The organism is Paenibacillus sp. cl123 (genome assembly GCF_900101595.1).
Lineage (GTDB): Bacteria > Bacillota > Bacilli > Paenibacillales > NBRC-103111 > Paenibacillus_G.
The window spans coordinates 1-22538 of record NZ_FMYY01000019.1 but is presented as its reverse complement, the minus strand read 5'-3'; the positions used below and the strand labels follow the sequence as shown (position 1 = coordinate 22538).

Sequence of the window (22538 nt, the reverse complement as noted above, 5' to 3'; positions counted from 1 at the left end):
GGCTGCGGAGCTAACTGAGTATAAGGTGTGATAAGCCATGTCGAGGAAAAAATGGCTGGCTGCTCTGGCGGTGATCGGGCTTCTGGTCATCGCCTTCTTCTGGGGCGGAGACAACCCGAGTCATACGGGCAGACAGGCTGCCGGAGGTCCCGAGGCGTATGGACCGGGCAGGATGGCTTCGCCCGAAGCTTCGAGTCAAGCCGGGAGCAGAGCTGCTGGGGCAGAATCGGAGAACGGGAACGCGGCGGGAACCGGCGCCGGATTGGGAGACGAGACCGGAGCCCGGTTCGGGGAGCGAGCCGGGAGTGAAACCGGAGCAGCGGCTGAGGGCGGGAGCGGTCAGCTGGAAGCAACACCGCCGGATAAGCTGCCGGCCGGCGAGTCCGGTGAAGCGGCTGCTTCGCCGAAGAACAGCCCGGTCGGGGACTCGCTTGCGCAGCAGCCGGGGCCGACCGCAGAGGCTGCGGGTCGCGGAGCGAAGGGCGGCAATGCGGAGACTTCCCGGCCGGAGGCTGCACCGGCCGGGAAGTCCGGCGGCGTTTCGGCTGATGCGGCTCTGCCCGGTATAGGCGGGAAGGAAAGCCAGGCTGAGCCGCGATCCGAGCTTGCGCCTGGCGGCGGCGCAGGCACAGCCGGAACCATAGCCTCGTCCGGCGAAGAGGATAGGGCGGCCCGGGGGACTGAATCTCCCAAGGGCAATTCCCTCACGGAGACGGTTCCCAAGGGGAAGCCGCAGCCGGTCGAGTGGCAGGATGCCAAGATCGACAAGACGAAGGAGGGGACGGTCACCCTGTCCGTCAGCTGCAAGGCCATCTTGAATAATCTGGATCGGCTTGATCCGGATAAGAAGGATATTTTGCCGGAAGATTGCTTGATCTACAAGCCTCAGCAGGTCGTTTTCTACGAAGGAGAGTCGGTGTTCGATGTGCTGCTGAGAGAGATGAAGAAGCATAAGATTCATATGGAGTTTGCCATGACGCCTGTCTATAACAGCCATTATATCGAAGGCATCCATAATATTTATGAATTTGACTGCGGAGAGCTGAGCGGCTGGATGTACAGGGTAAACGGCTGGTTCCCCAATTATGGAAGCAGCCGGTATCCGCTCAAGGACGGCGATACCGTGGAATGGCTTTATACCTGCGATCTGGGGCGCGACATCGGCGGAGATCCTGCGGCGGCGGGAGGCGGGGGATGATGCGCGACGCTTTCTCAAGCTTCCATCCCGCTGTCAATTTTGTTTATTTTACAACCGTTATCGTAGGCAGCATGATCTTTATGCATCCGGTGCTGCAAGCTATAGCGCTTCTGAGCGCGAGCGCCTACGCCTTGCTGCTGAGAGGAAAGAGGGCGGCCAGATTCAATCTGCTGTATATGGCGCCGCTGCTTCTGCTGATGGCGGTCGTCAACCCGTTGTTTAACCATGCGGGGATCACGATTCTGGCCTATTTGCCCAGCGGCAATCCGATAACGCTCGAATCCCTGGCATACGGACTGGCGGCGGCATGCATGTATGTGACTGTTATTATATGGTTTTCCTGCTATAACGTCGTGATGACCTCGGATAAATTCATTTATTTGTTCGGGAGGCTTTGGCCCGCCCTTTCCTTGGTTTTCTCCATGACGCTTCGCTTTGTCCCCCGGTACGGGGAGCAGATCCGGATCATAGCGAACGCCCAGGCCAGTATAGGCAGGAGCGCAGGGCAGGGCGGTGTCCTGGAGCGGGCGCGCAACGGAGTCCGCATTCTCTCGATGATGACGACGTGGGCGCTGGAGAACGCGATCGAGACCGCCGATTCGATGAAATCCCGGGGGTACGGCCTGCCTGGCCGGACAAGCTTCGCCCTTTTCCGGTTCGACCGGAGGGATCAAGCCGTATCCGCGGTTTTGTTCGGTCTGATGCTGATCGTGGGCGCGGGCGCTTGTGCAGGGTACAATACGATGCGCTTTTTCCCGTCGATCCGTCTGCCGGAGCTGTCCTTGCCGAGTTTGGCGGTATATGCCGCTTATGGCCTGCTGTGCCCGCTTCCTGTGCTCATACAATTGCTGGAGGAGATCAAATGGAGATTTACCGCATCCGGGAGCTAAGCTTTGCTTTCCCGCAGCAGGAGACGGCCGCTCTGTCCGCTATCGACCTTTCGATCCGCGGAGGGGAGTTCATCGCCTTGTGCGGCCAATCCGGCTGCGGCAAGAGCACGCTGCTCCGGCATCTGAAGACCGTGCTTACGCCGCACGGCAGCCGCAGCGGAGAAGTTCTCTTCCGCGGACGTCCGCTGCAGGAGGCGGATCAGCGCACCCAGGCCGCTGACATCGGCTTTGTGTTCCAAAGCCCCGATAACCAGCTGGTGACGGATAAGGTATGGCATGAGCTGGCCTTCGGATTGGAGAGCCTGGGCTGCGACCAGCGGACCATCCGGCTGCGGGTTGCGGAGATGGCCAGCTTTTTCGGCATTCAGAGCTGGTTCCACAAGCGTGTAACGGAGCTGTCGGGAGGCCAGAAGCAGCTGCTCAATCTGGCTTCGATCATGGTTATGCAGCCTTCCGTGCTCATTCTCGATGAGCCGACCTCCCAGCTGGACCCGATCGCGGCAGCGGATTTTCTGGAGACGGTGAGCAAGCTGAACCGGGAATTGGGAACGACTGTGATCATGAGCGAGCACCGGCTGGAGGAGGTGCTGCCGATCGCGGACCGGCTCATCGTGCTGGACGGCGGAGCCGTGCATGCGGACGGGCCTCCGGCCCAGGCAGGCGGGCTGCTGCGCTCCTTGCGGCATCCGATGTTCGCGTCCATGCCGGCGCCGATGCAGATTCATGCCGGTGTCGCCGGGGAGGGGGAGGGCCCGCTTACGGTCAAGGCGGGCAGACAATGGCTCAGCGGCTGGGTCGAAGGCACGCGATCCGTGAGCGGCCGGGAATGCCTCGCGGACCAAGCGCCGGCGGAGTGGAGCATGTCTGCCGAAGGCCGGACCGCCGCGGCTGGAGCCGGAGCTGAAGCCGCAGCCGAAGCCAAGGCAGCAGCCAATGTCTCTGCCGCCACCGCAGCCATGGCCAAACGGCCAGCCGTCATTCAGTTCAGGGATGTCTGGTTCCGGTACGACAAGGTTGGCGACGATACGATCAAGGACTTGTCCTTGGACATCCGGGAGGGTCAGTTTTATTGCATCGTCGGCGGCAATGGCGCCGGCAAGACGACGGCCCTGTCGCTCATCAGCGGTATCCTCCGGCCTTACCGGGGCAAGGTGCTGGTACAAGGCGTCAATCCGGCCAGAAGAGGGAGCGGGCCTGTTGCCGTGCAGGGCGGGCTGGGGGCGCTGCCGCAAAATCCCGCCGCGCTGTTCGTCAAGAAGACCGTGGAGCTGGATCTGTATGAGATGCTGTCCGGCACGCCTCTCAGTCCGCAGGAAAAGCGCAGGAAGGTAGACGCGGTCATCCGTCTCGCTGAGCTGGAGCGCTTGCTGCTTCGGCATCCTTATGACCTGAGCGGAGGCGAGCAGCAGCGGGCCGCGCTGGCCAAGGTGCTGCTGCTGGAGCCGAAGATTTTACTGCTGGACGAGCCGACCAAGGGGCTGGACAGCAGCTTCAAGGCCAAGCTGGGCTCATTGCTGAGGCGGCTGCATGAGGAAGGGATGACCATCGTCCTGGTATCCCATGATATTGAATTTTGCGCCAAATACGGAGAGGAATGCGCGATGTTCTTCGACGGCAGCGTTATGACCTCGAAGCCGGCGAAGTCTTTCTTCGCAGGCAACAGCTTCTACACGACTGCGGCTAACCGGATGGCTCGCCATATATGGAGCGATGCCGTGACGGCGGAGGAGGTGATCGAGTTATGCCGAAGCAGCATGACGGAGGCCGGAGTCTAAGCCGGCGGACGATCTGGTCGGCCCTGCTTATCCTGCTCGTCATCCCGGCGACGATAGGGCTGGGCATCTTCGTGCTCGATGACCGGAAATATTATTTTATCAGCCTGCTGATCATCGGGTACACGATGATTCCTTTCGCCCTGACGTTCGAAGCCCGCAAGCCGCAGGCCAGAGAGCTGATCGTGATCGCCGTGCTGGCCGCCATCGCCGTGGCCGGCCGTGGAGCCTTCTTCATGCTGCCGCAGTTCAAGCCCGTGGCAGCGATCGTGATTATCGCAGGCGTGTGCTTCGGCGCGGAAGCGGGCTTTCTCGTAGGGGCCGCCGCCGCCTTCGTGTCCAATTTTTTCTTCGGACAAGGACCATGGACGCCGTGGCAGATGTTCGGCTTCGGCATCATCGGCTTTGCGGCCGGTATCCTGTTCAAGAAGGGCTGGCTGCGGAAAAGCCGGCTCTCCCTATGCTTTTTCGGCGGCTTGGCGACATGGATTCTGTACGGAGGGCTGATTAATCTGAGCTCCGTATTGATGGTTGCCTCCGGGCTGTCCAGGGAGGCGCTGCTGGCCGCGTATGCGTCGGGCTTCTGGTTTGATCTGGTGCATGCAGGCGCGACCGTGTTTTTCCTGTTCCTGATCGGGGGACCGATGATAGAGAAGCTGGAGAGGATCAAGCACAAATATGGGCTGCTTGATCCTTAATGCCGGAAGCTGCCTGAGAGCTTCCGGCAATTTAATATGCAGCCGCGCTTGAATAATGGATACCAATTGTCTATAATGGATACAATGAGTCCATAATACGGACGCAATCTTTCACCAAAGAGAGGCGCAAATTATGCAGTTTTCCAAAAGCACCGGGTATGCGCTGCATGCCTTGATTCACTTGGCGCGTGCGGAACGCGGTTCTTATGTGGGGATCAAAGAGCTTTCGGGCCTCCTTGGAGTATCCGTGAGCTACTTGTCCAAGGTCATGTCCAAGCTGCGGCAGGACGGCATCGTGCGAGCGGTGACCGGCGCAAGCGGCGGTTACGAGCTGGCGAAGCCAGCCGATGAGATTACATTTCTCGAGGTCATCCAGGTTGTCGAAGGCCGTCAGCCACTGTACGAATGCTTCGAGATGAGCGAGCAGCGCCATCAGTTATTCTATGAGGCGAAGACGGCAGAGCTTGCTCCTTCGCAGGGCTTGGGCGGCAAGGAATGTCTGGTCAGGCAGGTAATGGCCGGAGCCGAGAGGCAGATGCTTCAGTATTTGCAGCGGCATACGATACAATCCGTGCTGGAAGCGGCTTCCTTCGACTGCGGCTCGAAGCCGGAAAAGCCGCACTGAGCTTTTTTGCACGCCAATTATGGATATTATAGATCCGGGAGGTAATTGAAATGGGGATTCAAATGGAGCAGCTCATCGATGTAGGCATTATCGGAGGCGGACCGGCAGGCTTAAACGCCGCTCTTGTACTGGGGCGGGCCCGGAAAAGCGTCGTCGTCATAGACGAAGGCCGGCCGCGCAACAGAGTTACACACGAAACTCACGGATTTCTGACCAGAGACGGCATCCGTCCGGATGAATTCCGGCGTGTTGCAAGAGAGCAGATCCGGTCGTATCCTTCTGTTCAATTCATCGACGAGGCGGCTGTTTCGGTAGAGGGGGCAGACGGGCGATTTCAGATCACGACAGCCCAGGGGAACATCGTGACTTGTCGCAAGCTGCTTTTTGCTGTAGGGAAAAAGGACCTTCCTGTCGAGATCGAAGGCTTGGCCGACGTCTATGGCAGCAGCGCCTTCGTCTGCCCCTATTGCGACGGCTGGGAGCTGCGGGACCAGCCGCTCGTGCTGATCGCCAAGGGCGCGCGGGCGTTCCATCTGGCTCAAACCATTGCCGGCTGGAGCAGCCGGTATCAGCTTTGCACGAACGGCCCAGACGAGTTGACGGATGAACAGCGCGAAGACTTGGAGCGGCATCAGGTTCCGGTCTATCGGGCGCCTATCCGGCGCATTGAATCGAAGGAAGGCATTGTGGAGCGGGTTGTGCTGGAGGACGGGACGCATCTCTCATGCCGGGGCATCTTTTTCTCGCCGAATCTTGCCGCAGGGTCCATGCTGCCGCAGGCGCTTGGCTGCCGGATGACGGAGACGGGAACAGTCGCTGCCGACGTTCTCGGCAAAACGAATGTGCCCGGCGTCTACAGTGCCGGAGATGCGGCGACGGAGATGTATCAGGCTATCGCGGCCGCTTCGATGGGATCGCTGGCTGGGGCGGCCATCAACAGCGAGCTGCTGGCAGAAGCGTGGGCGAGCCGGGCGTAGGTCGGAAGCTCAGACTAGGGGCGGAAGCCGGGGAGGAGTATTTCATATGAAGGTTAAAAGGATCGTCGCCAATATCGCTTCGGCGAATATAGCGGAGGCCGAGAGATTTTATCGGGATGCGCTTGGTCTCGACCTGCTGATGGATCACGGCTGGATTGCCACGTATGGCTCGGAGGCGAAGATGAGCGTACAGCTCAGCGTCGCTTCGGAAGGAGGGTCAGGCACGCCGGTGCCCGATCTGTCGATCGAAGTCGATGATGTGGAGGCTGCCTACGCACGCATGCGGGCAGCCGGATTCCCCGTCGAATACGGGCCGGTTGACGAGCCATGGGGCGTGCGGCGGTTTTATGTCCGCGACCCGCTCGGCAAGCTGGTCAATATACTGGCCCACCGCTAATTTCTGCTTGGACTGACGTCCGTTCCCGGCGCTGCACGCCCGTAACGGACGCCGCGGCCAGCAGCTAATGTCCTGCGCCGGGAGCACGCAGCAGCGAGGTATAGAGCTTAATGACGCTCAGATGCATGCCTTCATGGAATAAATTGAAGCTGACAAATTGTTCAGGCGTCTCCAGCAGCATCCCGGCCGAGGTCGTATAAGGCTGGGCGGCTTTCTCCGGCATGCGGTGCGACAAAGCCTCGCGGATTCGCCCGGGCTGTCCCTGCAGCAGAACCCTCAGTTCTTCCAGAGTAGGAACGGGAGCCGTTATGGAAGCGGGCAAGGTCAAAGGCGAGGTTCCGAACTCGAACCGCTCCTTGAACCCGGGGGGCAGATGCAGCGGCAGCCCCGAATATTGGAAGCAATACCTTTCTAGCACCACATAAACATGGCCGAAGTGCCAGCGGATATTATTGCGGAACCCCTCCGGAATTTTATCCGCGGCCTCCTCCGTTAGGCCGTCCATCCATTTCAACGTCTGACTGCGCACAAAGTCCAGTTGTCTAAATAGAAAATGATCCATTTCCATCCACTCCTTCAGAATTTTTAGTAGAGAGCTTATCATGAATTTCGGCAGTTGTATACTTGTTTTCTTTCCTGCACCTATTGCCTGAGTTTATCAGCCGCAAGCCACTCCAGGCCGCGGCCGGATGATTTCGAGGTTAGGACGAACAGAACCAGTCCCGCTTTGGCGGTGGGCTGGTTTTTTCTGCTGCTTACCGGTTACGACCCCCTATGGCATAACGCGAGACGCCGGATACAAGGACCTCCCCAAAACAATAAAAATCCTCTTGCCAAAATTATATATTATATATAATATATATTATATAAAGACAACACGTCATATAAGTTGACATCAATGCATGCCCTAAATGCAGACCTAACCGGCCTTGTATAAGCTGCAGGAGGTCCTTGGACTTGGACCTGGACTTGGAACTTAACGGGAGAGTCGCGAAGGTCAAGAGGCGGCCGGTTCCTGCGAACAGCGCCGAGACCTGCCAGCGATCACTGTATAAAATGAGAAGCAATCGGAAGAAAAGAGGGATTTGAACAATGAAGGACATAACGACCAAGCTATCCTTTATGGATAAACAAAATATCAGTCACGATCTGGTGGAATATTTCAAGGGGTTGATTCTGAGTGGAGAGCTGAATCCGGGGGATCGCATCGTCGAGACGAAATTCGCCCGTGAGCTCGGCATCAGCCAGACGCCCGTGCGCGAAGCGATGCATATCCTGTCGGGCGAGGGCGTGGTCACGATCGTGCCCAACAAAGGCCCTGTCGTCAACGAGCTGCAGCGCAGCGATGTGTACGAAATTTACTCACTGAGAGCCGCTATCGAAGGGTTGGCGATCCGAATCGCAACCCAGATCGCTCCGCAGGAGGCGATAGAGGAGCTGGAGCGGTTCTATCTGCAGATGAAAGAGAAGCTGAAGGACGATTCGATCGCGTCGCTATTGAAAGACTCCTTGTTCATCCATCAGTCGATTATCCGCTTGTCCGCCCATGCGCGTTTGATCCATACGTATGAGTCGATTTCCTTCCAGATCTCGCTGGTCAACCGGATACTCGGCTCGGAGTCGACCAAGGAGAAGGAGGTGGAGCAGCATCTGGAACTGATCGAGGCGCTGAAGCAGCGTAATCCCGATCACGCGGAGAAGGTGATGCGCAAGCATATTTACCGCTCATATCGGGAGTTCATCGAGCTGGACGAGGATAAGCATTGGGAGGATGGGGAAGCGCTCTGGTTCTAAGGGGCTGCCGAGGTTGAACAATTCGGACTAAGGGGTGGTGCGAATGACGGACACGGTATTGGAGATGACGGGAATTAGTAAAACCTTTCATGGAGTGAAAGCTTTAAGTGAGGTCTCGCTTCGGGTTCGGCGGGGCGAGGTGCATGCGCTGATGGGCGAAAATGGAGCAGGCAAATCAACGCTGATGAAAATATTGACCGGCCTGGTCAAGCCGGACGAGGGGGAGATCCGCTTCCAGGGAGAGCGGGTGCGGATCGATACCCCTCAGCAGGCGCTGGCTCTGGGCATCGCGATGATCCATCAGGAGCTGAGTCCGATTCCCGATATGACGATAGCCGAAAATATCTTCCTGGGCCGGGAGCCGATGCGCGCAGGACTATTTTTGGACCGGAGGCGGCTGCATCGGCAGACCCGGGAGCTGCTGGAGCAGTTCGACCTCCGGGCGGAGCCGGGGGAGCTCGTCGGAAGCCTGAGTGTGGCGCAGAAGCAGATGCTGGAGATTATCAAGGCGGTGTCGTACGAGGCTAAGCTTATTATTATGGATGAGCCTACCTCGGCATTGTCGGATAATGAAGTGAAAACGCTTTTTCGGACTATCGAACGTCTGAAGTCGAGAGGGGTGCCGATCATCTACATCTCGCACCGGATGGAGGAAATCTTCGCGATGACCGACCGGGTAACCGTGCTGCGCGACGGCCAATACGTCGGGTCTGAGCCAACCGCCGATCTGGATGCCGGCCGTCTTATCTCAATGATGGTCGGTCGTCCGCTGGATGCGATCTTTCCGAAGGAAGCGGTTGCACCGGGGGCAGTCGTGTTCGAAGCGGACCGGTTGACGCGCTCCTCCGTATTCGAGGATGTTTCCTTCCAGGTGCGAGCCGGCGAGATCGTCGGTATCGCCGGTCTGATGGGCGCAGGACGCAGCGAGGTGATGCGGGCCATATTCGGCATCGACCGGCTGGATTCCGGCGAAGTAAAGCTGGCGGGCCGTCCGGTTAAGATCCGGCATCCGGCCGATGCGATCCGATCCGGCATCGCGATGGTGACGGAGGACCGCAAGGAGCAGGGGCTTGTGCTATGCCGGTCTATCCGCGAGAATATGACCCTGGCCCGAATGCCGTTCTCCGGTGGCAGTCCTTTCATCTCCGGGAGCGGTGAGGCGGGCAGCGTGGATGAGATGACGGGCAAGATCCGGATCAAGATGAGAGATATGGAGCAGACGGTGCAGAACCTCAGCGGAGGCAATCAGCAGAAGGTCGTAATCGCGAAATGGCTGATGACGAAGCCGAAGCTGCTTATCCTCGATGAACCGACAAGGGGGATCGACGTAGGCGCGAAGGCGGAGATTTACAAATTAATGTCCAGTCTGGCGAAAGAGGGGTTGGCGATTATCATGGTTTCATCCGAATTGCCCGAGGTGCTCGGGATGAGCGATCGGATACTGGTCATGTGGCAAGGACGAATCAAGGGAGAGTTCCAGCGGGATGAAGCGACGCAGGAGCAGATTCTGACCTGCGCGATCGGAGGTGGGCGGATTGCTTAATGAGCTGCTTTTGGGCCGCAAGGCGGGCTCGCGTGACGGCGCAGGCTTATCCGCCGGGATGATGCGCAAGTACGGGCTGATTGTCATCCTGCTGCTCGCCGTCATTGCCCTCAGTATAGTCTCCGATGCCTTCCTCACCGTCACGAATATTATGAATGTGCTCCGTCAGGTATCGATTAACGGCATTTTGGCGATCGGCATGACCTTCATCATTCTGACAGCAGGCATCGATCTCTCCATCGGCTCCATGATGGCCGTATCGGCCGTAATCGCAGCCAGCATCGTCAATGTCAATCCCGATCTTGCCGTCGTCGCTCTGCTCGCGGGCATGCTGGCCAGCGGGGTGCTGGGCGGCGTCAGCGGTACGATGAGCGCCAAGCTGAATGTAGCGCCTTTCGTCGCTACGCTGGCCATGATGACGATAGGCCGGGGGATCGCCCTGATCTATACGAACGGCCGCCCCATCGTCATCGACTCTCCTTCCTTTAAATTTCTGGGGCAGGGATACATAGGACCGGTTCCCTTCCCGGTTGTTCTGTTTGTAGCGGTTGCCGTGCTGATGAGCATTGTTCTGTACAAAACGAAATTTGGCCGTTATATCTATGCGGTCGGAGGCAATGAGAATGCGGCTCATATATCCGGCATCCGGGTCAGCCGGGTCAAAATTTGGGTGTATATCATTAACGGTCTGCTGGCCGGTCTGGCCGGCGCGATGCTGGCTTCGCGCATCAGCTCCGGGCAGCCCAACAGCGGCATGGGCTACGAGCTGGATGCGATCGCGGCCGTCGTCATCGGAGGCACGAGTCTGTTCGGCGGCCGAGGCTCCATGCTGGGCACGATCGTAGGCGTCCTTATTATCGGCGTCATCAACAACGGCTTGAACCTGCTTGACGTGTCTTCCTACTGGCAGCAGATCATCAAAGGCGTCATTATCGCCGGGGCGGTTATCCTCGATCAGCGGGCCAAGGGCAAGTAATCTCCTGCAAGCCCAGAGTCGAGCCTGCGCAGGCACGGCCGGCTCTGATGCTATACAATACTAAGCGGACGAAGGGAGAAAGAGAGATGGGAACAAGAAAGAGCTGGAGATGGTTGGGTTCATTGGCGTTGACGATGGTGCTGCTGGCGGGTTGTGGAACCGGAGGAGGAGCAGGCCAGTCTGGGCCGGAGGCTGCAGGCGGCTCGGGAGGCGCTGCAGGAGGGAACGCCGGCAAGTACCGGATAGGCGTTGCGGCGCAGGGGCTTTCTCATGAGTTCATCAAGTCGCTGGTGGAGTCCATGAAGCAGAAGGCGGGCGAGCTGAACGTCGAGCTGCTGGTGATGGACAGCCAGGATAAAATCGAGGAGCAGCTCAATCAGGTCGATAATCTGATCTCGCAGAAGGTCGATGCGATTATTTTGAACGCAGTCGATATGGTCGGCTCAAGCCCGGCGGTCGATAAGGTGAAGCAAGCCGGCATCCCGCTTGTCGAAGCGATTACTTTTACGAAAAACGAAAACTATGACGTATTCGTAGGCACCGACCCCGAGCAGTCGGGCATCATGATGGGCGAAATTTTGGCCAAGCAGCTGAACGGCAAAGGCAACGTCGCTCTGCTCCAGGGACAGATCGGCCACTCGGCGGAAATTACCCGGGGGGCGGGATTGAAGAAGGCTTTGTTCGACAAGTATCCGGATGTAAAGCTTGTGACCCAGCAGACCGCCAACTGGAACCGGGACGAAGCGATGAGGATCACGGAGGACTGGCTGCAGCGCTTCCCTCAGATCCAGGCGATCGCCGCCCAGAACGATGAGATGGCGATGGGCGCTCTGCAAGCCGTGGAGGCATCCGGCCGCAAGGATATCATCATCGTCGGAATCGACGGAATCAACGATGCGCTCAAGGCAGTGAAGGAAGGCCGGATGGCCGCTACCGTGCTCGACAACGTGACGGCCGAGGGCAAGCGGGCCGTAGAGGTCGCCGTAGGCTTGATCAAGGGCGAGAAGTTCCAGAAGAAAGAGCTGGTCGACTATGTGCCGGTCAATAAGGATAACGTAGGCAATTACTACAAATAAGAGTCGCAATATTCAGTCAAAGGAGCGGATATCGATGCAGGCAAGTCAGGATCGGCGGCGTCCCGTATTGCTGCCTACCCCCAAATCGGCCGTAGAGCGGCATGGTGCGTTAAAGCTCGGCAAACGGTCCGTCAGACTCAAAGCGGACGCATCTCTCGAAGGGGCAGCCCCCCTCATCCGCCTGGAGCTGGAGAAGATGGGGCTGGCGACAGCGCCGGCAGAGGAGGGTGCGCATGAGAGCATGATCACCCTGCGGGGCAGGGAGACGATGTCTGCGGAGACGAGGGAGCTGCTAGGCAGGCAGGCTCACCCGGCTCAGGCTTACCGGCTGGAGATCGCGCCGGACGGGGCGACCGTCTGCGCGCTGGAGCGCGAGGGAGCGCTGCATGGCATCGCGACGCTTCTGCAATTGCTCGAAGAAGCCGGGGATGCCGGTATCCCGGCCGTAGAGATCACGGACGGGCCGGACATCGCCCGCCGGATTATTTCGCCGACGCTGACCTGGTATGCGGGCTTTGCCCGGGCCGGCTTCGGCACCCAGTTGTGGGACGGGGAGCGCTGGAAGTCGTTCGTGGACTGGTGCTTCAGACGCAAGATCAATGCGCTCAATATCGTCATGTACGGCTTTTGGCCATTCGAATTCTCCGAGTATCCCGAGACGGTGCTGAGGGACCTGCCGGTAGACACCTGGTCCGCGGAGATCGGCGACTGGGTCGGCGTTTCGTATACGCATCCGAACTTGCGCAAGCCGTTTCTGGAGGAGCTGATCCGTTATGCGAACGAGCGGGGGATCGCCGTCTATGCTTACATCGGGATGAATTCCTACAGCGGAGGTTATCCCGTCGCTCATCCGGACAGGCGCAGCGTGCTTTCGCCGGAGCTGGCCGCCGCCGGCCATGTCAACAATTACGACTCGCTCTGCACCTCGCGGGAGGATGTGCGCCGCTACCTGATCGCCAGCGTCAAGCGGATCGAGGAGCTGGGGTTCAACGGTCTCGTCTTCGAGGAAAGCGAGGAGGTGCAGTGGTTCTGCCAATGTGAGGAATGCCGGCGGAAATACGGCCACCTGTCTCCCAACGACGCCAAGCACAGCGTAACGGCCGAGCTGCTTGCGGCATATATCCAAGTGCTGAAGCCGGAGACGCTGGTCGGCATCCGCTGGCTGCGGGAGCCGCCCATTGTGAAGGACGAAGCCTGTCTTGCCGCCTGGCGGGACCGGCTGCCGGAGCGGGTGAAGCTGTTCTGGGCGCCGGGCCTGGAGGATGACGACGGCGAGTTTTTGAAGTGGGTGCGGGTGTTCGGACCGGATAGAATCTGGTCGCGCAACTGCGAGGGCAGCGGGTTTGCGGCAAGCTTGGGACGGATTCCATACCTCATCCCGGACACATTCCCGGAATCGTTGCAGAGCTATGCGTTTCAGCATCTGTGGAACGACATCGCCCAATTTCAGGGCGCCGTCAATACCGGTTGCGCCGCCATTAACGGCTACGGCTTCGAATGGTACGGTCATGAGCTGTTTTTTATGGCGACGGCCCAATATGGCTGGGACTGCTGGCGGCTGGAGCGCAACGAATTTCTTGCGCATGCGGCCATTCATCTGCACGGCCGGACGAACGGCGAGCGTTACGAGCGGCTGATCCGCATCCTGCCCTGCATTCATGAGACGCAGATATGTCCTTCCCTGCCATCCTTTCCGTTCATGCCGAACAAATATGTAGGCGAGGAGGGGCTCGCTTACCTCGAGTCGAGCGCCATTGCGGCCGCCGAGGCTCTCAAGGAGCTGGACGCAATCCTCGGCTCCGGAGAGCTGACGCAGGTCCAGCGGGAGAACGCCGAAGCGACGCAGGTGATGACCTTGCGGATGAAGGAAGTGATCGCCGCCGGCATCGGCTTTAACCGCTTCCTGCAGGAGCGGGATGCGGATCAGCCCGATACCGGCAGGCTGTACAGCTATGCCCGGCAAGCGCTGCGGCATGCGGAGGAGAATTACCGGCTGATCAAGGAGCATTACTTCGATACGAGAGAACATAGCTGGACCGGGGTGCCGATCGGCGAATATTACATTCCGATGGTTATCAATGAATATAAAAAGACGTTCCATGAGGTGCTCCGGGACCCCGAGTTCGCCCCTGACGACCATGTGCCCTACATCGTCGGCGGCGAAAGCCTGCCATGGGAATGGCTGCTGGAGTGGGGACCGCGCATAGCCGCAGCCAAGCCGCTTGCCGCTGTCCGGCCGCAGAAGGAGGCGGCGCGATGAAGCATCCGGCTGTCGGCATCCTGGAGGAGCTTGTCCGGATTCAAAGCGTAAATCCCCATTATGGAGAAGGCGCAAGGGGCGAGCAGGAGCTGTCGCGGTATGTCGAGGCTTACTTTGCGCGGCTGGGACTCTCTGTCCGGCGGCAGCAGGTGGCCGAGGGCCGGGACAATGTGATCGTGGAGCTGAAGACGGGGCATCCCGATTCGCTGCTGCTGTTCGAGGCTCATATGGACACGGTATCCCTCGGCAGCATGGAGCAGCCGCTGGTGCCGGTAATCCGCGACGGGCGGCTGTACGGCAGGGGGGCCTGCGACACGAAGGGCTCGCTGGCGGCCATGATGTACGCGTTCGAGCAATGTGCCCGTCGCCCCGAAGGGCTGCAGTCCGACTTGGTGCTCTGCGCCTCGGTCGATGAGGAGCATGCGTTTACCGGCCTGCTGAAGTTTTTGGAGCTCGAGCTGCCGGTAACGGCTGCGGTCGTAGGCGAGCCGACGGAGCTGAAAATCGTCGTCTCGCACAAGGGCTGCGCCCGCTTCGCCGTACGGACGGGGGGCAGGGCGGCGCACAGCTCCGTCCCTCACGAGGGAGTTAATGCAATTGTGGGCATGGCCAAGGTCATCGGATATGTGAACGATCGGCTTGCCCCGACGCTTACGCGTCTGCTTGATCCGCTATGCGGACCGGCGACGATATCCATCGGGACGATCCGGGGAGGCAAGCAGATCAACATCGTGCCGGAGAGCTGCGTTATCGAAGTGGACCGGCGGATCATTCCCGGCGAGCAGCCCGAGCAAGTGCTCTCCGAGATTCGCGAGGAGCTGCTGCGATGGTGCGCGGAGGAGGGGATCGACTGTACGATCGAACCGCTGCTGCTCGACTGGGCGCTGAATACCCCGCAGGGCGATCCGTTGGTCCTCAGCGCGCAGAAGGCCGCAGCCTCGCTTGGTCTGGCGGACGGACTATACGGGGAAACCTATGGCAGCAATGCGAGCAAGCTGCAAGGCATCCGGGGAATCCCGAGCATCGTCTACGGTCCGGGCTCGATCGCGCAGGCCCATTCCCGCGAGGAATGGGTCGGCGTCCGCGATGTGGAGCAGGCGGCCCGGTTCTATGAGCAGCTGGCACGGAGCTACAGGCGATCTTAGGAGGCTTAGGCATAGGCTGCCGCCACGGTTCCATCTCGGGAAGGACCCCATGCGAGCAGCATGCGGCAGGCAGCCGGAGCGGAAATCAGTGAGCGGTGGAAGAACATGACGGAAAACGGCAGGACACGGCCGGCGCTGAGAACAATCGGGAGACCAGAGAATCGCCTAGGGCAGACAAAGGCACCGGGCGAGCATCAAACAAGTAGTTTCAGGTAGCGGTCCGGCTTCCGGCCGGCCGCATTGAACCTATACCGGAAGGAAGGCGAGTTATGAACATGGAAATCATTCGCACCGACAAGGCTCCTCAGCCTGCGGGCAGCTATTCGCAAGCGGTCAAGTTCGGCAATATGGTGTATGTGGCCGGAACGTGCCCATTCGAGCTCGGGTCGAATAAGGTGATGTACCCGGGCCGGATGGAGGAGCAGACCAAGCTGGTGCTTACCTATATGTCGGCAGTCCTGCAGGAGGCCGGAAGCTCTCTTAAGCATGTGCTTAAGGTGACGGCTTTCCTGGACGATCTTGATGCATTCGGCGAGTACAACAAGGCTTATGCGGAATTTTTCCCGATCGACCCTCCGGCGCGCAGCACGGTGGAGATCGGCAAGTTTCCTCCTGGCATGCGGGTGGAGATCGAATGCACGGCGTATATCCCGGAATGACGGGGAGAGGGGAGAGCGGCGATGAGAATCGCGGAACGGGTATACCTGGTCGGCAGCGGCAAGTTTGGCATGGAGCTGAGCGAGCCGACCGATTGCAATGTGTATCTGCTCGACGGAGGGGAAGAATGCGCGTTGATCGACGCCGGCGGAGGGCTGGAGCCTGAGCGTATCGAAGCTCACATCGAAGCAAGCGGCTTCCGCATGGAGCGGGTCAGGACGCTTGTGCTGACGCATGCGCATGCCGATCATGCGGCGGGGGCGGCCTACTTTCAGAAGACGTATGGCATGAAGGTCATCGCTGCCGCCGAAGCCGCGCCGTGGCTGGAGGGCGGGGACATGGACAAAACAAGCTTGCGTCACGCCCAGCGGGGAGGCGTCTATCCGCCCGGGTTCGTCTTCCCGCCTTGCCCTGTCGCACGCACGGTACGGGAAGGGGATGAGATCGCGATCGGCGATCTGACGCTTCGCGTCATCGACAGCCCGGGACATGCCCGCGGACATATTTGCCTGCTGTGGGAAGAAGGCGGACAGCGCAGTTTGTTTGCGGGAGATACCGTATTTGCCGGCGGGAAGGTTGTCATCCAGTATATATGGGACTGCCGGATCGACGAATATGCGGCCACGCTGGCCAAGCTTCATGCGCTTGGCGCCGACCGCCTGTTTCCCGGACATGGCCCGTTCCTGCTCGCCAGAGCTCATGCGCATATCGAACGGGCGCATGCCTGCTTCGAGCGGCTGGAGGTTCCGCCGAACTTGTGAGAGCGGGAGCCCGTGGCAAGGATCGGGCTGTCCTTGCTCTCGGAGGGCGGATCGGGCGGGCTGTCATCGGCGGCGGGTATGGGAGAGGCAAGCCGCACAAAGCATAAGCATAAACTCCGGTCAGTCGGAGTCCGGCCTTCGTGACCGGAAATACATGCAGTAATGGAGGGACAGCCGGATGAACGCATTAATCGACAAAAAGGATTTTATCGGCTTGGAGCGCTGCTCCTGGTTCTATAGCGGCGCGGAGACGCCGACTCACCGGGGGGTGCTTCAGGCCGTAACCGACTATTTGCACGCGCGCAGTCTGGGACCTGTCGGACGGGAGCGCAATGCGGCGACCGAGGAGCGCTGCAAGCGGAATCTCGCTCTTCTGCTCGGAGGGCAGCCGGAGCATATTGCTCTGATGTCCAATGCATCGGAGGCGATCTCGATGATCGCGCAAGCGCTGCCTTTCCGCCCTGGGGACAATGTTGTCCTGCATGTGCTGGAATTTCCGTCGGGCGTGCTTCCGTGGCTGGCACTGCAGTCGCAAGGCGTCGAGGTGCGGGTCGTCCCGCATCGGGACTGGCAGATCGATGAAGCGGATCTGCTCGGCCGCATCGACAGCCGGACGAGGCTGGTCGTCACGAGTCATGTCAGCTATCTGACAGGCATCCGCTTCGATTACCGCCGGCTGTATGAGCATGTCCGGCAGACGGATGCGCTGCTGCTGCTTGATGCGACACAATCGCTGGGCGTGGTGCCGGTGGACATGATGATGGCCGATCTGGTTGTCAGCAGCTCCTACAAATGGCTGCTTTCCATCCACGGCGGGGCGGTGCTCGCCGTCAATCCGCAGCGCACGGCTCATCTTGCGCCCCGGTACGTGGGCTGGAGAAGCGTTAAGGCAGCCGCTTCGGGAGAAGCCAAATTCCAAGCCTTCGAATTTCAGCCCGATGCCCGCCGCTTCGAGCTGGGCTACCCGGCATATTCGACGGTGTATGCGCTGGAAAGCTCGACCCGGCTGCTGCTGGAGGTGGGCATCGACAGCATCGAACGGCATGTGGCTGCGCTTGGCGATGTCCTGATTCCTTTCTTGTCCGGGCTTGGACTTGAGGTCACTACGCCTTCGGAAGCCGGCAGGCGAGCCGGCAACATCAGCTTCAGACATGACGATGCCGAAGCCGTAGCGGCAAGGCTGCAGGAGCGGAGCATTTATGTCATGGGCGGGGACGGCAGAGTGCGGATTTCCGTGCATGCTTTCAACGATTCGGGCGATATCGGGCAGCTGATGCAGCATCTCCCGGATTGCCTGTAAATAAGACTCGGGGCAGGATAAGAGGAGAGAGGGAGGACGACAATGAAAGCTTTGGTATGGACCGCGCCTGAGACGATGGAATACCGGGAGACGCCGGAGGCGGCGCCTTCCGCCGGGGAAGTGCTGATTCAAGTGGAGGCCGTCGGCATATGCGGCTCCGAGATCGAAGGATATCTGGGGCATAACAGCCTGCGCGTGCCGCCGCTGGTGATGGGCCACGAGTTTTGCGGCCGCATTGTGAAGCTGGGGCCGGGCGCCCCGGAGCATCTGGCGGAAGGACAGAAGGTGGTGGTCAATCCGCTGACCTCCTGCGGCACTTGCATCTCCTGCCGCAAAGGGCATACCCAGCTGTGCGCCTCGCGCCGGATCGTCGGCATTCACCGGCCCGGCGCGTTCGGCGAGCGGGTTGCCGTACCGGCTTCCGGGGTCGTGCCTGTACCGGAGCCGCTGGATGCTTACCGGGCCGCGCTCGCGGAGCCGCTGGCCTGCTCCCTGCGGGCCACTCGCCGCGCGATGGCCAGGCATTTCAGCCCGAACGTGCTCGTCTTCGGCGCAGGAGGCATTGGCCTGCTGTGCGCCCAGGTGGCGAAGCTGCTCGGGGCGGAGCGCGTCACGATAGCGGATACGCAGGAAGAGCGGCTGCAGATCGCCCGGCGTCATGGGGCGGATGAGGTGGTGAATCCGGCGGCGACTGACGTGTCTTCCTTTTTGGCTGAGCGCCTGGGAGACAAAGGAGTCGACGTCGTGCTGGATGCCGCAGGCTTCCAGCCTACGCGGGCATCGGCGCTGTCTATCGTCAATCCTGGAGGGACGGTGATGAATATCGGACTTGGCATCGACGACACGACGATCCGGGTCAATCATCTGATCCGCAGCGAGATCGAGGTACTCGGCTCCTTCTGCTACACGGCGCAGGATTTTCATGATGCGGTCGGACTGCTCGCCGCCGGACGGATCACCGAGCAGGGCTGGACCGAGGTGCGCCCGCTCTCCGAAGGAGGAGAAGCCTTCCGGGATCTCGTCCGAGGCAAAGTCAAGCAGGGCAAAATTTTTCTGTCCGTGAACGGGGGCTGAGAAGGGATGGAGCGGCTGCAAGTAGGAATCATCGGCTTTGGAAGCTGGGGAGAATGTCACTTGGAAGCTTATCGGGCCCTTCCCTTCGTGGAAGTCGCCGCCGTATGCGATGCCGATCCTGTCAGAAGGCGGATCGCTTCGGAGCAGTACGGGGTTCCGCTCGTCGTAGAGCGTCCCGAGGAGCTGCTGGCCCAGAAAGGAATTCGACTGGTCAGCATCGTGACGTTCGAGCGCAATCATCTGCAGCCGACGCTGCTCGCTCTGCAGGCAGGCAAGCATGTGCTGGTCGAGAAGCCGGTTACGACCGACGTGGAGGAGGCGAAGCGCATGCTGTCCGCCGCCGCTGAAGCCGGCCGCTGGATCGCGCCGGGCCATCTGCTTCGATTCGAGCCGAAGTACGCAGAGGTTCGCCGTCTGATCGAAGGCGGCCAGCTCGGTGAGATCGCCTCGCTGTATCTGAAGCGTTCCCGGCAAAGCTCGCTGTATGCGACTTATAAGCGGACGCATACGGTGTATGAGCTGACGGTCCATGATATCGACCAGGCAATCTGGTATGCAGGCAGCCGGGTGAAGCAGGTGTACGCTTCCGGGCGCTTCCTGTCCGGGGCCGAGGCGCCGGAGCTGCTTTGGGCGCAGCTGCTGTTCGACAACGGGGTTGTCGCCATGCTGCACAGCAACTGGCTGACTCCCGATGCCGCCGGGCTCGCGATTCACGACTATACGGAGGTAGTCGGCGCCAAAGGAATCGTGCAGTTCGATACCCATGCGGCGGGCGTTCAGCTGCTCGGGGCGGCCGGCAGGACGACGACCGATCTGTCCGTTCACCATCGTCAGGGCGGCCGGGTAATCGGAGCGCTGAAGGAGCAGCTGAGCTATTTGAGCCAGTGCGCTTTGCGCGACCAATGGCCGGATGAGGTGTCGTTCGAGGATGCGCTGCATGGTATCGAAGTCGCCCAGGCGATCGTACAGTCTGCGGCCCGCGGCGAAGTTGTCGGACTTGCCTGATAGGGAGCAGAGACCAACTAACGGGGAGGCAGGAAGCCATATATGAGATGGGTACAGTTCGTCAATCGTTCGGATCGGGAAAACCGCTTGCGGCTTGGGATATGGACCGAAGATGGGATGGTGCGTCCGCTGCAGGAAGGGCTTGATCTGAAGTCCTGGATCGCCCGGTGTGCGCAGACGCCCGGCCTGGCCAGGCCGGAAGAAATCATGCCATGGGCAGGGGAGGCGCTGCCGCTGGAGGAGGTCCGGCTGAAGGCCCCGCTGCATAATCCGGATAAGCTGATCTTCGTCGGCTTGAATTACCGGGACCATGCGGAGGAATCCAAGATGGCGGTGCCGCAGGTGCCGGTGCTATTCGCCAAATACGCAAATTCTATCGTAGGGCCGGACGAGGATGTGATCATCCCCGCTGAAGTACGCCAGTGCGATTATGAAGTGGAACTGGCCGTCGTTATCGGGCGGACGGCCAGGAATGTCCCGATCGAAGACGCGATGGACTATGTGTTCGGTTATACGATCATCAATGATGTCAGCGCGCGGGACATTCAGTTGAACGAAGGGCAGTGGACGCGAGGCAAAGCGATCGATACCTTCGCGCCGATGGGGCCGTGCGTCGCGACCTGCGACATAATCCCGGACCCGCATCGGCTGCAGCTTTCGCTGATGCTCAACGGCCAGACCATGCAGGACTCTAACACGAAGGAACTGATCTTCGATATCCCTTATCTGGTGTCCTTCTTGTCGAGAACGATCACCTTGTCGCCGGGGGACATCATCAGCACCGGCACGCCGCCGGGCGTCGGCATGGGACGCAAGCCTCCCGTCTGGCTGAAGCATGGCGATGAGACGGCCGCATTTGTCCAAGGGATTGGCACGCTGGCCAACCGGTATGTGGAAGAAGACAAGCAGTCCGGCTGAAGCGGGCTGAAGAATAGCATGGCGATGAGACGGCCGCATTTGTCCAAGGGATTGGCACGCTGGCCAACCGGTATGTGGAAGAAGACAAGCAGTCCGGCTGAAGCGGGCTGAAGAATAAAGGGAAGCAAATGGCTCCGCTCTGTCAAGTAGACAGGGGCAGGACTATGCTTATGTTGCAGACTTGCTCGACTTGCTCAACGCTGCCTGCTCATCGCCGTGAGGCCATGAGCGGGCTTCCGCCGTTTTTGGGCACGTACATCACCGCTGCTCCTGCTTAAGCTCCGGCCGCCTGAGCCTCGGTTGTAATCATCCACAAAGTGCCGAACTTGTCTTCGAGCTCCCCGAATAGGGCTCCCCAGAAAGCAGGAGTAAGCGGATGTCTGATCCTGCCGCCCTCCGAGAGCCGTTCGAACGCTTCTTGCGCCTCCTGATTCGTCCCGAATTCCAGATTTATCGTGACCGTGTTGCCGCGGACAAGCGGTTCGAACATAGAGTCGGACATCAGAAATGTAATCCCTCCCGCCAAAAGGCTCAAGTGCACCACTTTATCCTCCCAGCCCTCCTGCGCGCCCTGCATCTGTCCGTGCGTGACGATGGAGAGAATTTCCCCTCCGAGCGCCTGCGTATAGAATTCGGCTTGCGTTCTTGCATCCTCCGACTTGATATAGGTGGTAAGCTTCGCCATAACCATCCATTCCCTTCTCTATGTAGTTGCTGCTTGTAGCTTTAGCGTAGCATATACGCGCTACCCGGGTTTCTTTTGGATTGCTGAACGGCCGGGCAGCATGCCGGAAGGACGGGGAGCGGCGGTCCGCCGCCGAAGGCAGGCGCGGAGCAAGAGGGTATATGACAAGTTCAGCGAATGTCCTGCCCCAATCTGTGCTACAATAAGGCCATTCCAATCATAACGGTTCGGCATAGCCGGTATATGCCATGAGGAGAGGATGGGTTCGGATGCGCATTAAAGTTCAACTGTCCGTCGGGGATCAAGCTGTCAGGGAAGAGGAGCTGACGATCGCGGAGAGCAAGCTGGGAGAACTGACCGACGAGGAGATCGAGCAGGCGATCGAAATCAAGATTCGCGCGTGGGCGGATAAACTGATCCGTATCGACTGGGAAGTAGCGGAAGAATAAAAACTGTCAATCGTCTGAGAAAATGTCACCTTAACTTTTCCGAGAAAATGTCACTTTTAGAATAAATGGAAGCCGCCTACCAGGAGGCCTCCGAATAGCGGTTGTGCTGTGAATAGATGGCATCTTGGAATGAGCTCTTGGATGTGGTACGCTTGGATTGGTTTTGAGTCTCCGCGGTTCTCCACGGATGACTGCTGGCGGGTTTGCGTGGCTGCGCAGAGCCCGCTTTTTCTTTTGGCGCAGAAATCCGTTTCGGCCGTTCCGTTGGCTTAAGCGCAACTGCCTTGCCCTGAAACCACAAAATGACTTCTTCGTCTAGCGTCACACGGACTTCGACG

The 22538-nt window shown here is 59.6% G+C and carries 22 protein-coding genes and 1 pseudogene; 20 read left to right on the top strand and 3 right to left on the bottom strand.

Annotated elements, in window-relative coordinates:
• Positions 1-37 precede the first annotated feature (37 nt).
• From BLR08_RS23080 to BLR08_RS23050, 7 genes are all read left to right on the top strand, one after another.
• Complete coding sequence (locus tag BLR08_RS23080; RefSeq protein ID WP_256257758.1) at positions 38-1198, top strand: DUF4430 domain-containing protein; 1161 nt, start codon at positions 38-40, stop codon at positions 1196-1198.
• On the top strand, positions 1195-2088 hold the full coding sequence (locus BLR08_RS23075; RefSeq protein ID WP_072335720.1) for an energy-coupling factor transporter transmembrane component T: 894 nt from the start codon (positions 1195-1197) through the stop codon (positions 2086-2088). Before BLR08_RS23080 ends, BLR08_RS23075 begins: the two co-directional genes overlap by 4 nt.
• A complete protein-coding gene (locus BLR08_RS23070; RefSeq protein WP_072335718.1) occupies positions 2061-3863 on the top strand; it encodes an ABC transporter ATP-binding protein in 1803 nt (600 codons plus the stop codon). Before BLR08_RS23075 ends, BLR08_RS23070 begins: the two co-directional genes overlap by 28 nt.
• A complete protein-coding gene (locus tag BLR08_RS23065) occupies positions 3830-4558 on the top strand; it encodes an ECF transporter S component (RefSeq protein WP_072335715.1) in 729 nt (242 codons plus the stop codon). Before BLR08_RS23070 ends, BLR08_RS23065 begins: the two co-directional genes overlap by 34 nt.
• Before the next feature lie 133 nt (positions 4559-4691).
• The gene (locus tag BLR08_RS23060; protein WP_072335712.1) at positions 4692-5183 is read left to right on the top strand and encodes an RrF2 family transcriptional regulator; all 492 of its coding nucleotides are present in this window, start codon (positions 4692-4694) and stop codon (positions 5181-5183) included.
• Between the two features lie 62 nt (positions 5184-5245).
• Positions 5246-6160: an NAD(P)/FAD-dependent oxidoreductase gene (locus BLR08_RS23055; RefSeq protein ID WP_072335899.1), complete on the top strand. Its 915-nt coding sequence runs from the start codon at positions 5246-5248 to the stop codon at positions 6158-6160.
• Between the two features lie 46 nt (positions 6161-6206).
• Positions 6207-6557, top strand: a complete 351-nt coding sequence (locus BLR08_RS23050; protein WP_072335709.1) for a VOC family protein — start codon at positions 6207-6209, stop codon at positions 6555-6557.
• 64 nt (positions 6558-6621) lie between these two features.
• Here BLR08_RS23050 and BLR08_RS23045 read toward each other — a convergent pair whose 3' ends face one another.
• Positions 6622-7119, bottom strand: a complete 498-nt coding sequence (locus BLR08_RS23045) for a DinB family protein (RefSeq protein WP_072335706.1) — start codon at positions 7117-7119, stop codon at positions 6622-6624.
• 530 nt (positions 7120-7649) lie between these two features.
• On the opposite strand from BLR08_RS23045, the gene BLR08_RS23040 reads away from it, so the two are divergent.
• The 12 genes from BLR08_RS23040 to BLR08_RS22985 all read left to right on the top strand — a co-directional run bounded on the left by BLR08_RS23040 (position 7650) and on the right by BLR08_RS22985 (position 21066).
• Complete coding sequence (locus BLR08_RS23040) at positions 7650-8351, top strand: GntR family transcriptional regulator (protein ID WP_072335703.1); 702 nt, start codon at positions 7650-7652, stop codon at positions 8349-8351.
• 43 nt (positions 8352-8394) lie between these two features.
• Positions 8395-9894, top strand: a complete 1500-nt coding sequence (locus BLR08_RS23035; protein WP_072335701.1) for a sugar ABC transporter ATP-binding protein — start codon at positions 8395-8397, stop codon at positions 9892-9894.
• Positions 9887-10870, top strand: coding sequence for an ABC transporter permease (locus tag BLR08_RS23030; protein WP_305367651.1), 984 nt, complete (start codon positions 9887-9889; stop codon positions 10868-10870). The genes BLR08_RS23035 and BLR08_RS23030 overlap by 8 nt, the downstream gene beginning before the upstream one ends.
• An 86-nt stretch (positions 10871-10956) precedes the next feature.
• Positions 10957-11946: a substrate-binding domain-containing protein gene (locus BLR08_RS23025; protein ID WP_143014440.1), complete on the top strand. Its 990-nt coding sequence runs from the start codon at positions 10957-10959 to the stop codon at positions 11944-11946.
• A 34-nt stretch (positions 11947-11980) separates the two neighbouring features.
• Complete coding sequence (locus BLR08_RS23020; protein ID WP_072335695.1) at positions 11981-14206, top strand: glycoside hydrolase family 20 zincin-like fold domain-containing protein; 2226 nt, start codon at positions 11981-11983, stop codon at positions 14204-14206.
• Positions 14203-15351: a M20 family metallopeptidase gene (locus tag BLR08_RS23015; protein WP_072335692.1), complete on the top strand. Its 1149-nt coding sequence runs from the start codon at positions 14203-14205 to the stop codon at positions 15349-15351. The genes BLR08_RS23020 and BLR08_RS23015 overlap by 4 nt, the downstream gene beginning before the upstream one ends.
• A gap of 269 nt (positions 15352-15620) precedes the next feature.
• Positions 15621-16010 carry a RidA family protein gene (locus BLR08_RS23010; protein WP_072335689.1) on the top strand — a complete coding sequence of 130 codons (390 nt, stop codon included), beginning with the start codon at positions 15621-15623 and terminating at the stop codon, positions 16008-16010.
• Positions 16011-16031: 21 nt separating this feature from the next.
• On the top strand, positions 16032-16769 hold the full coding sequence (locus BLR08_RS23005; RefSeq protein WP_072335685.1) for an MBL fold metallo-hydrolase: 738 nt from the start codon (positions 16032-16034) through the stop codon (positions 16767-16769).
• A 178-nt stretch (positions 16770-16947) separates the two neighbouring features.
• A complete protein-coding gene (locus tag BLR08_RS23000) occupies positions 16948-18069 on the top strand; it encodes an aminotransferase class V-fold PLP-dependent enzyme (RefSeq protein WP_072335682.1) in 1122 nt (373 codons plus the stop codon).
• 42 nt (positions 18070-18111) lie between these two features.
• Positions 18112-19143, top strand: coding sequence for a zinc-dependent alcohol dehydrogenase (locus BLR08_RS22995; protein WP_072335679.1), 1032 nt, complete (start codon positions 18112-18114; stop codon positions 19141-19143).
• A gap of 6 nt (positions 19144-19149) precedes the next feature.
• Positions 19150-20148 carry a Gfo/Idh/MocA family protein gene (locus BLR08_RS22990; protein ID WP_072335676.1) on the top strand — a complete coding sequence of 333 codons (999 nt, stop codon included), beginning with the start codon at positions 19150-19152 and terminating at the stop codon, positions 20146-20148.
• Positions 20149-20190: 42 nt separating this feature from the next.
• Complete coding sequence (locus BLR08_RS22985; protein WP_072335673.1) at positions 20191-21066, top strand: fumarylacetoacetate hydrolase family protein; 876 nt, start codon at positions 20191-20193, stop codon at positions 21064-21066.
• Positions 21067-21340: 274 nt separating this feature from the next.
• Here the strand turns inward: BLR08_RS22985 and BLR08_RS22980 are convergent, their stop codons facing one another.
• A complete protein-coding gene (locus tag BLR08_RS22980) occupies positions 21341-21751 on the bottom strand; it encodes a VOC family protein (RefSeq protein WP_072335892.1) in 411 nt (136 codons plus the stop codon).
• 269 nt (positions 21752-22020) lie between these two features.
• Here BLR08_RS22980 and BLR08_RS22975 point away from each other — a divergent pair, with 269 nt between their 5' ends.
• A complete protein-coding gene (locus BLR08_RS22975) occupies positions 22021-22200 on the top strand; it encodes a hypothetical protein (RefSeq protein WP_072335670.1) in 180 nt (59 codons plus the stop codon).
• 76 nt (positions 22201-22276) lie between these two features.
• On the opposite strand, the pseudogene BLR08_RS31485 reads toward BLR08_RS22975, so the two are convergent.
• A pseudogene (locus tag BLR08_RS31485) lies at positions 22277-22538 on the bottom strand (integrase); the annotation flags it as partial.

What these genes read in the sequence shown, in the direction of transcription:
- BLR08_RS23080 (WP_256257758.1), top strand. Translation starts at nt 38, where the DNA reads ATGTCGAGGAAAAAATGGCTGGCTGCTCTGGCGGTGATCGGGCTTCTG.
- BLR08_RS23075 (WP_072335720.1), top strand. Translation starts at nt 1,195, where the DNA reads ATGATGCGCGACGCTTTCTCAAGCTTCCATCCCGCTGTCAATTTTGTT.
- BLR08_RS23070 (WP_072335718.1), top strand. Translation starts at nt 2,061, where the DNA reads ATGGAGATTTACCGCATCCGGGAGCTAAGCTTTGCTTTCCCGCAGCAG.
- BLR08_RS23065 (WP_072335715.1), top strand. Translation starts at nt 3,830, where the DNA reads ATGCCGAAGCAGCATGACGGAGGCCGGAGTCTAAGCCGGCGGACGATC.
- BLR08_RS23060 (WP_072335712.1), top strand. Translation starts at nt 4,692, where the DNA reads ATGCAGTTTTCCAAAAGCACCGGGTATGCGCTGCATGCCTTGATTCAC.
- BLR08_RS23055 (WP_072335899.1), top strand. Translation starts at nt 5,246, where the DNA reads ATGGAGCAGCTCATCGATGTAGGCATTATCGGAGGCGGACCGGCAGGC.
- BLR08_RS23050 (WP_072335709.1), top strand. Translation starts at nt 6,207, where the DNA reads ATGAAGGTTAAAAGGATCGTCGCCAATATCGCTTCGGCGAATATAGCG.
- BLR08_RS23045 (WP_072335706.1), bottom strand. Translation starts at nt 7,119, where the DNA reads ATGGATCATTTTCTATTTAGACAACTGGACTTTGTGCGCAGTCAGACG.
- BLR08_RS23040 (WP_072335703.1), top strand. Translation starts at nt 7,650, where the DNA reads ATGAAGGACATAACGACCAAGCTATCCTTTATGGATAAACAAAATATC.
- BLR08_RS23035 (WP_072335701.1), top strand. Translation starts at nt 8,395, where the DNA reads ATGACGGACACGGTATTGGAGATGACGGGAATTAGTAAAACCTTTCAT.
- BLR08_RS23025 (WP_143014440.1), top strand. Translation starts at nt 10,957, where the DNA reads ATGGGAACAAGAAAGAGCTGGAGATGGTTGGGTTCATTGGCGTTGACG.
- BLR08_RS23020 (WP_072335695.1), top strand. Translation starts at nt 11,981, where the DNA reads ATGCAGGCAAGTCAGGATCGGCGGCGTCCCGTATTGCTGCCTACCCCC.
- BLR08_RS23015 (WP_072335692.1), top strand. Translation starts at nt 14,203, where the DNA reads ATGAAGCATCCGGCTGTCGGCATCCTGGAGGAGCTTGTCCGGATTCAA.
- BLR08_RS23010 (WP_072335689.1), top strand. Translation starts at nt 15,621, where the DNA reads ATGAACATGGAAATCATTCGCACCGACAAGGCTCCTCAGCCTGCGGGC.
- BLR08_RS23005 (WP_072335685.1), top strand. Translation starts at nt 16,032, where the DNA reads ATGAGAATCGCGGAACGGGTATACCTGGTCGGCAGCGGCAAGTTTGGC.
- BLR08_RS23000 (WP_072335682.1), top strand. Translation starts at nt 16,948, where the DNA reads ATGAACGCATTAATCGACAAAAAGGATTTTATCGGCTTGGAGCGCTGC.
- BLR08_RS22995 (WP_072335679.1), top strand. Translation starts at nt 18,112, where the DNA reads ATGAAAGCTTTGGTATGGACCGCGCCTGAGACGATGGAATACCGGGAG.
- BLR08_RS22990 (WP_072335676.1), top strand. Translation starts at nt 19,150, where the DNA reads ATGGAGCGGCTGCAAGTAGGAATCATCGGCTTTGGAAGCTGGGGAGAA.
- BLR08_RS22985 (WP_072335673.1), top strand. Translation starts at nt 20,191, where the DNA reads ATGAGATGGGTACAGTTCGTCAATCGTTCGGATCGGGAAAACCGCTTG.
- BLR08_RS22980 (WP_072335892.1), bottom strand. Translation starts at nt 21,751, where the DNA reads ATGGCGAAGCTTACCACCTATATCAAGTCGGAGGATGCAAGAACGCAA.
- BLR08_RS22975 (WP_072335670.1), top strand. Translation starts at nt 22,021, where the DNA reads ATGCGCATTAAAGTTCAACTGTCCGTCGGGGATCAAGCTGTCAGGGAA.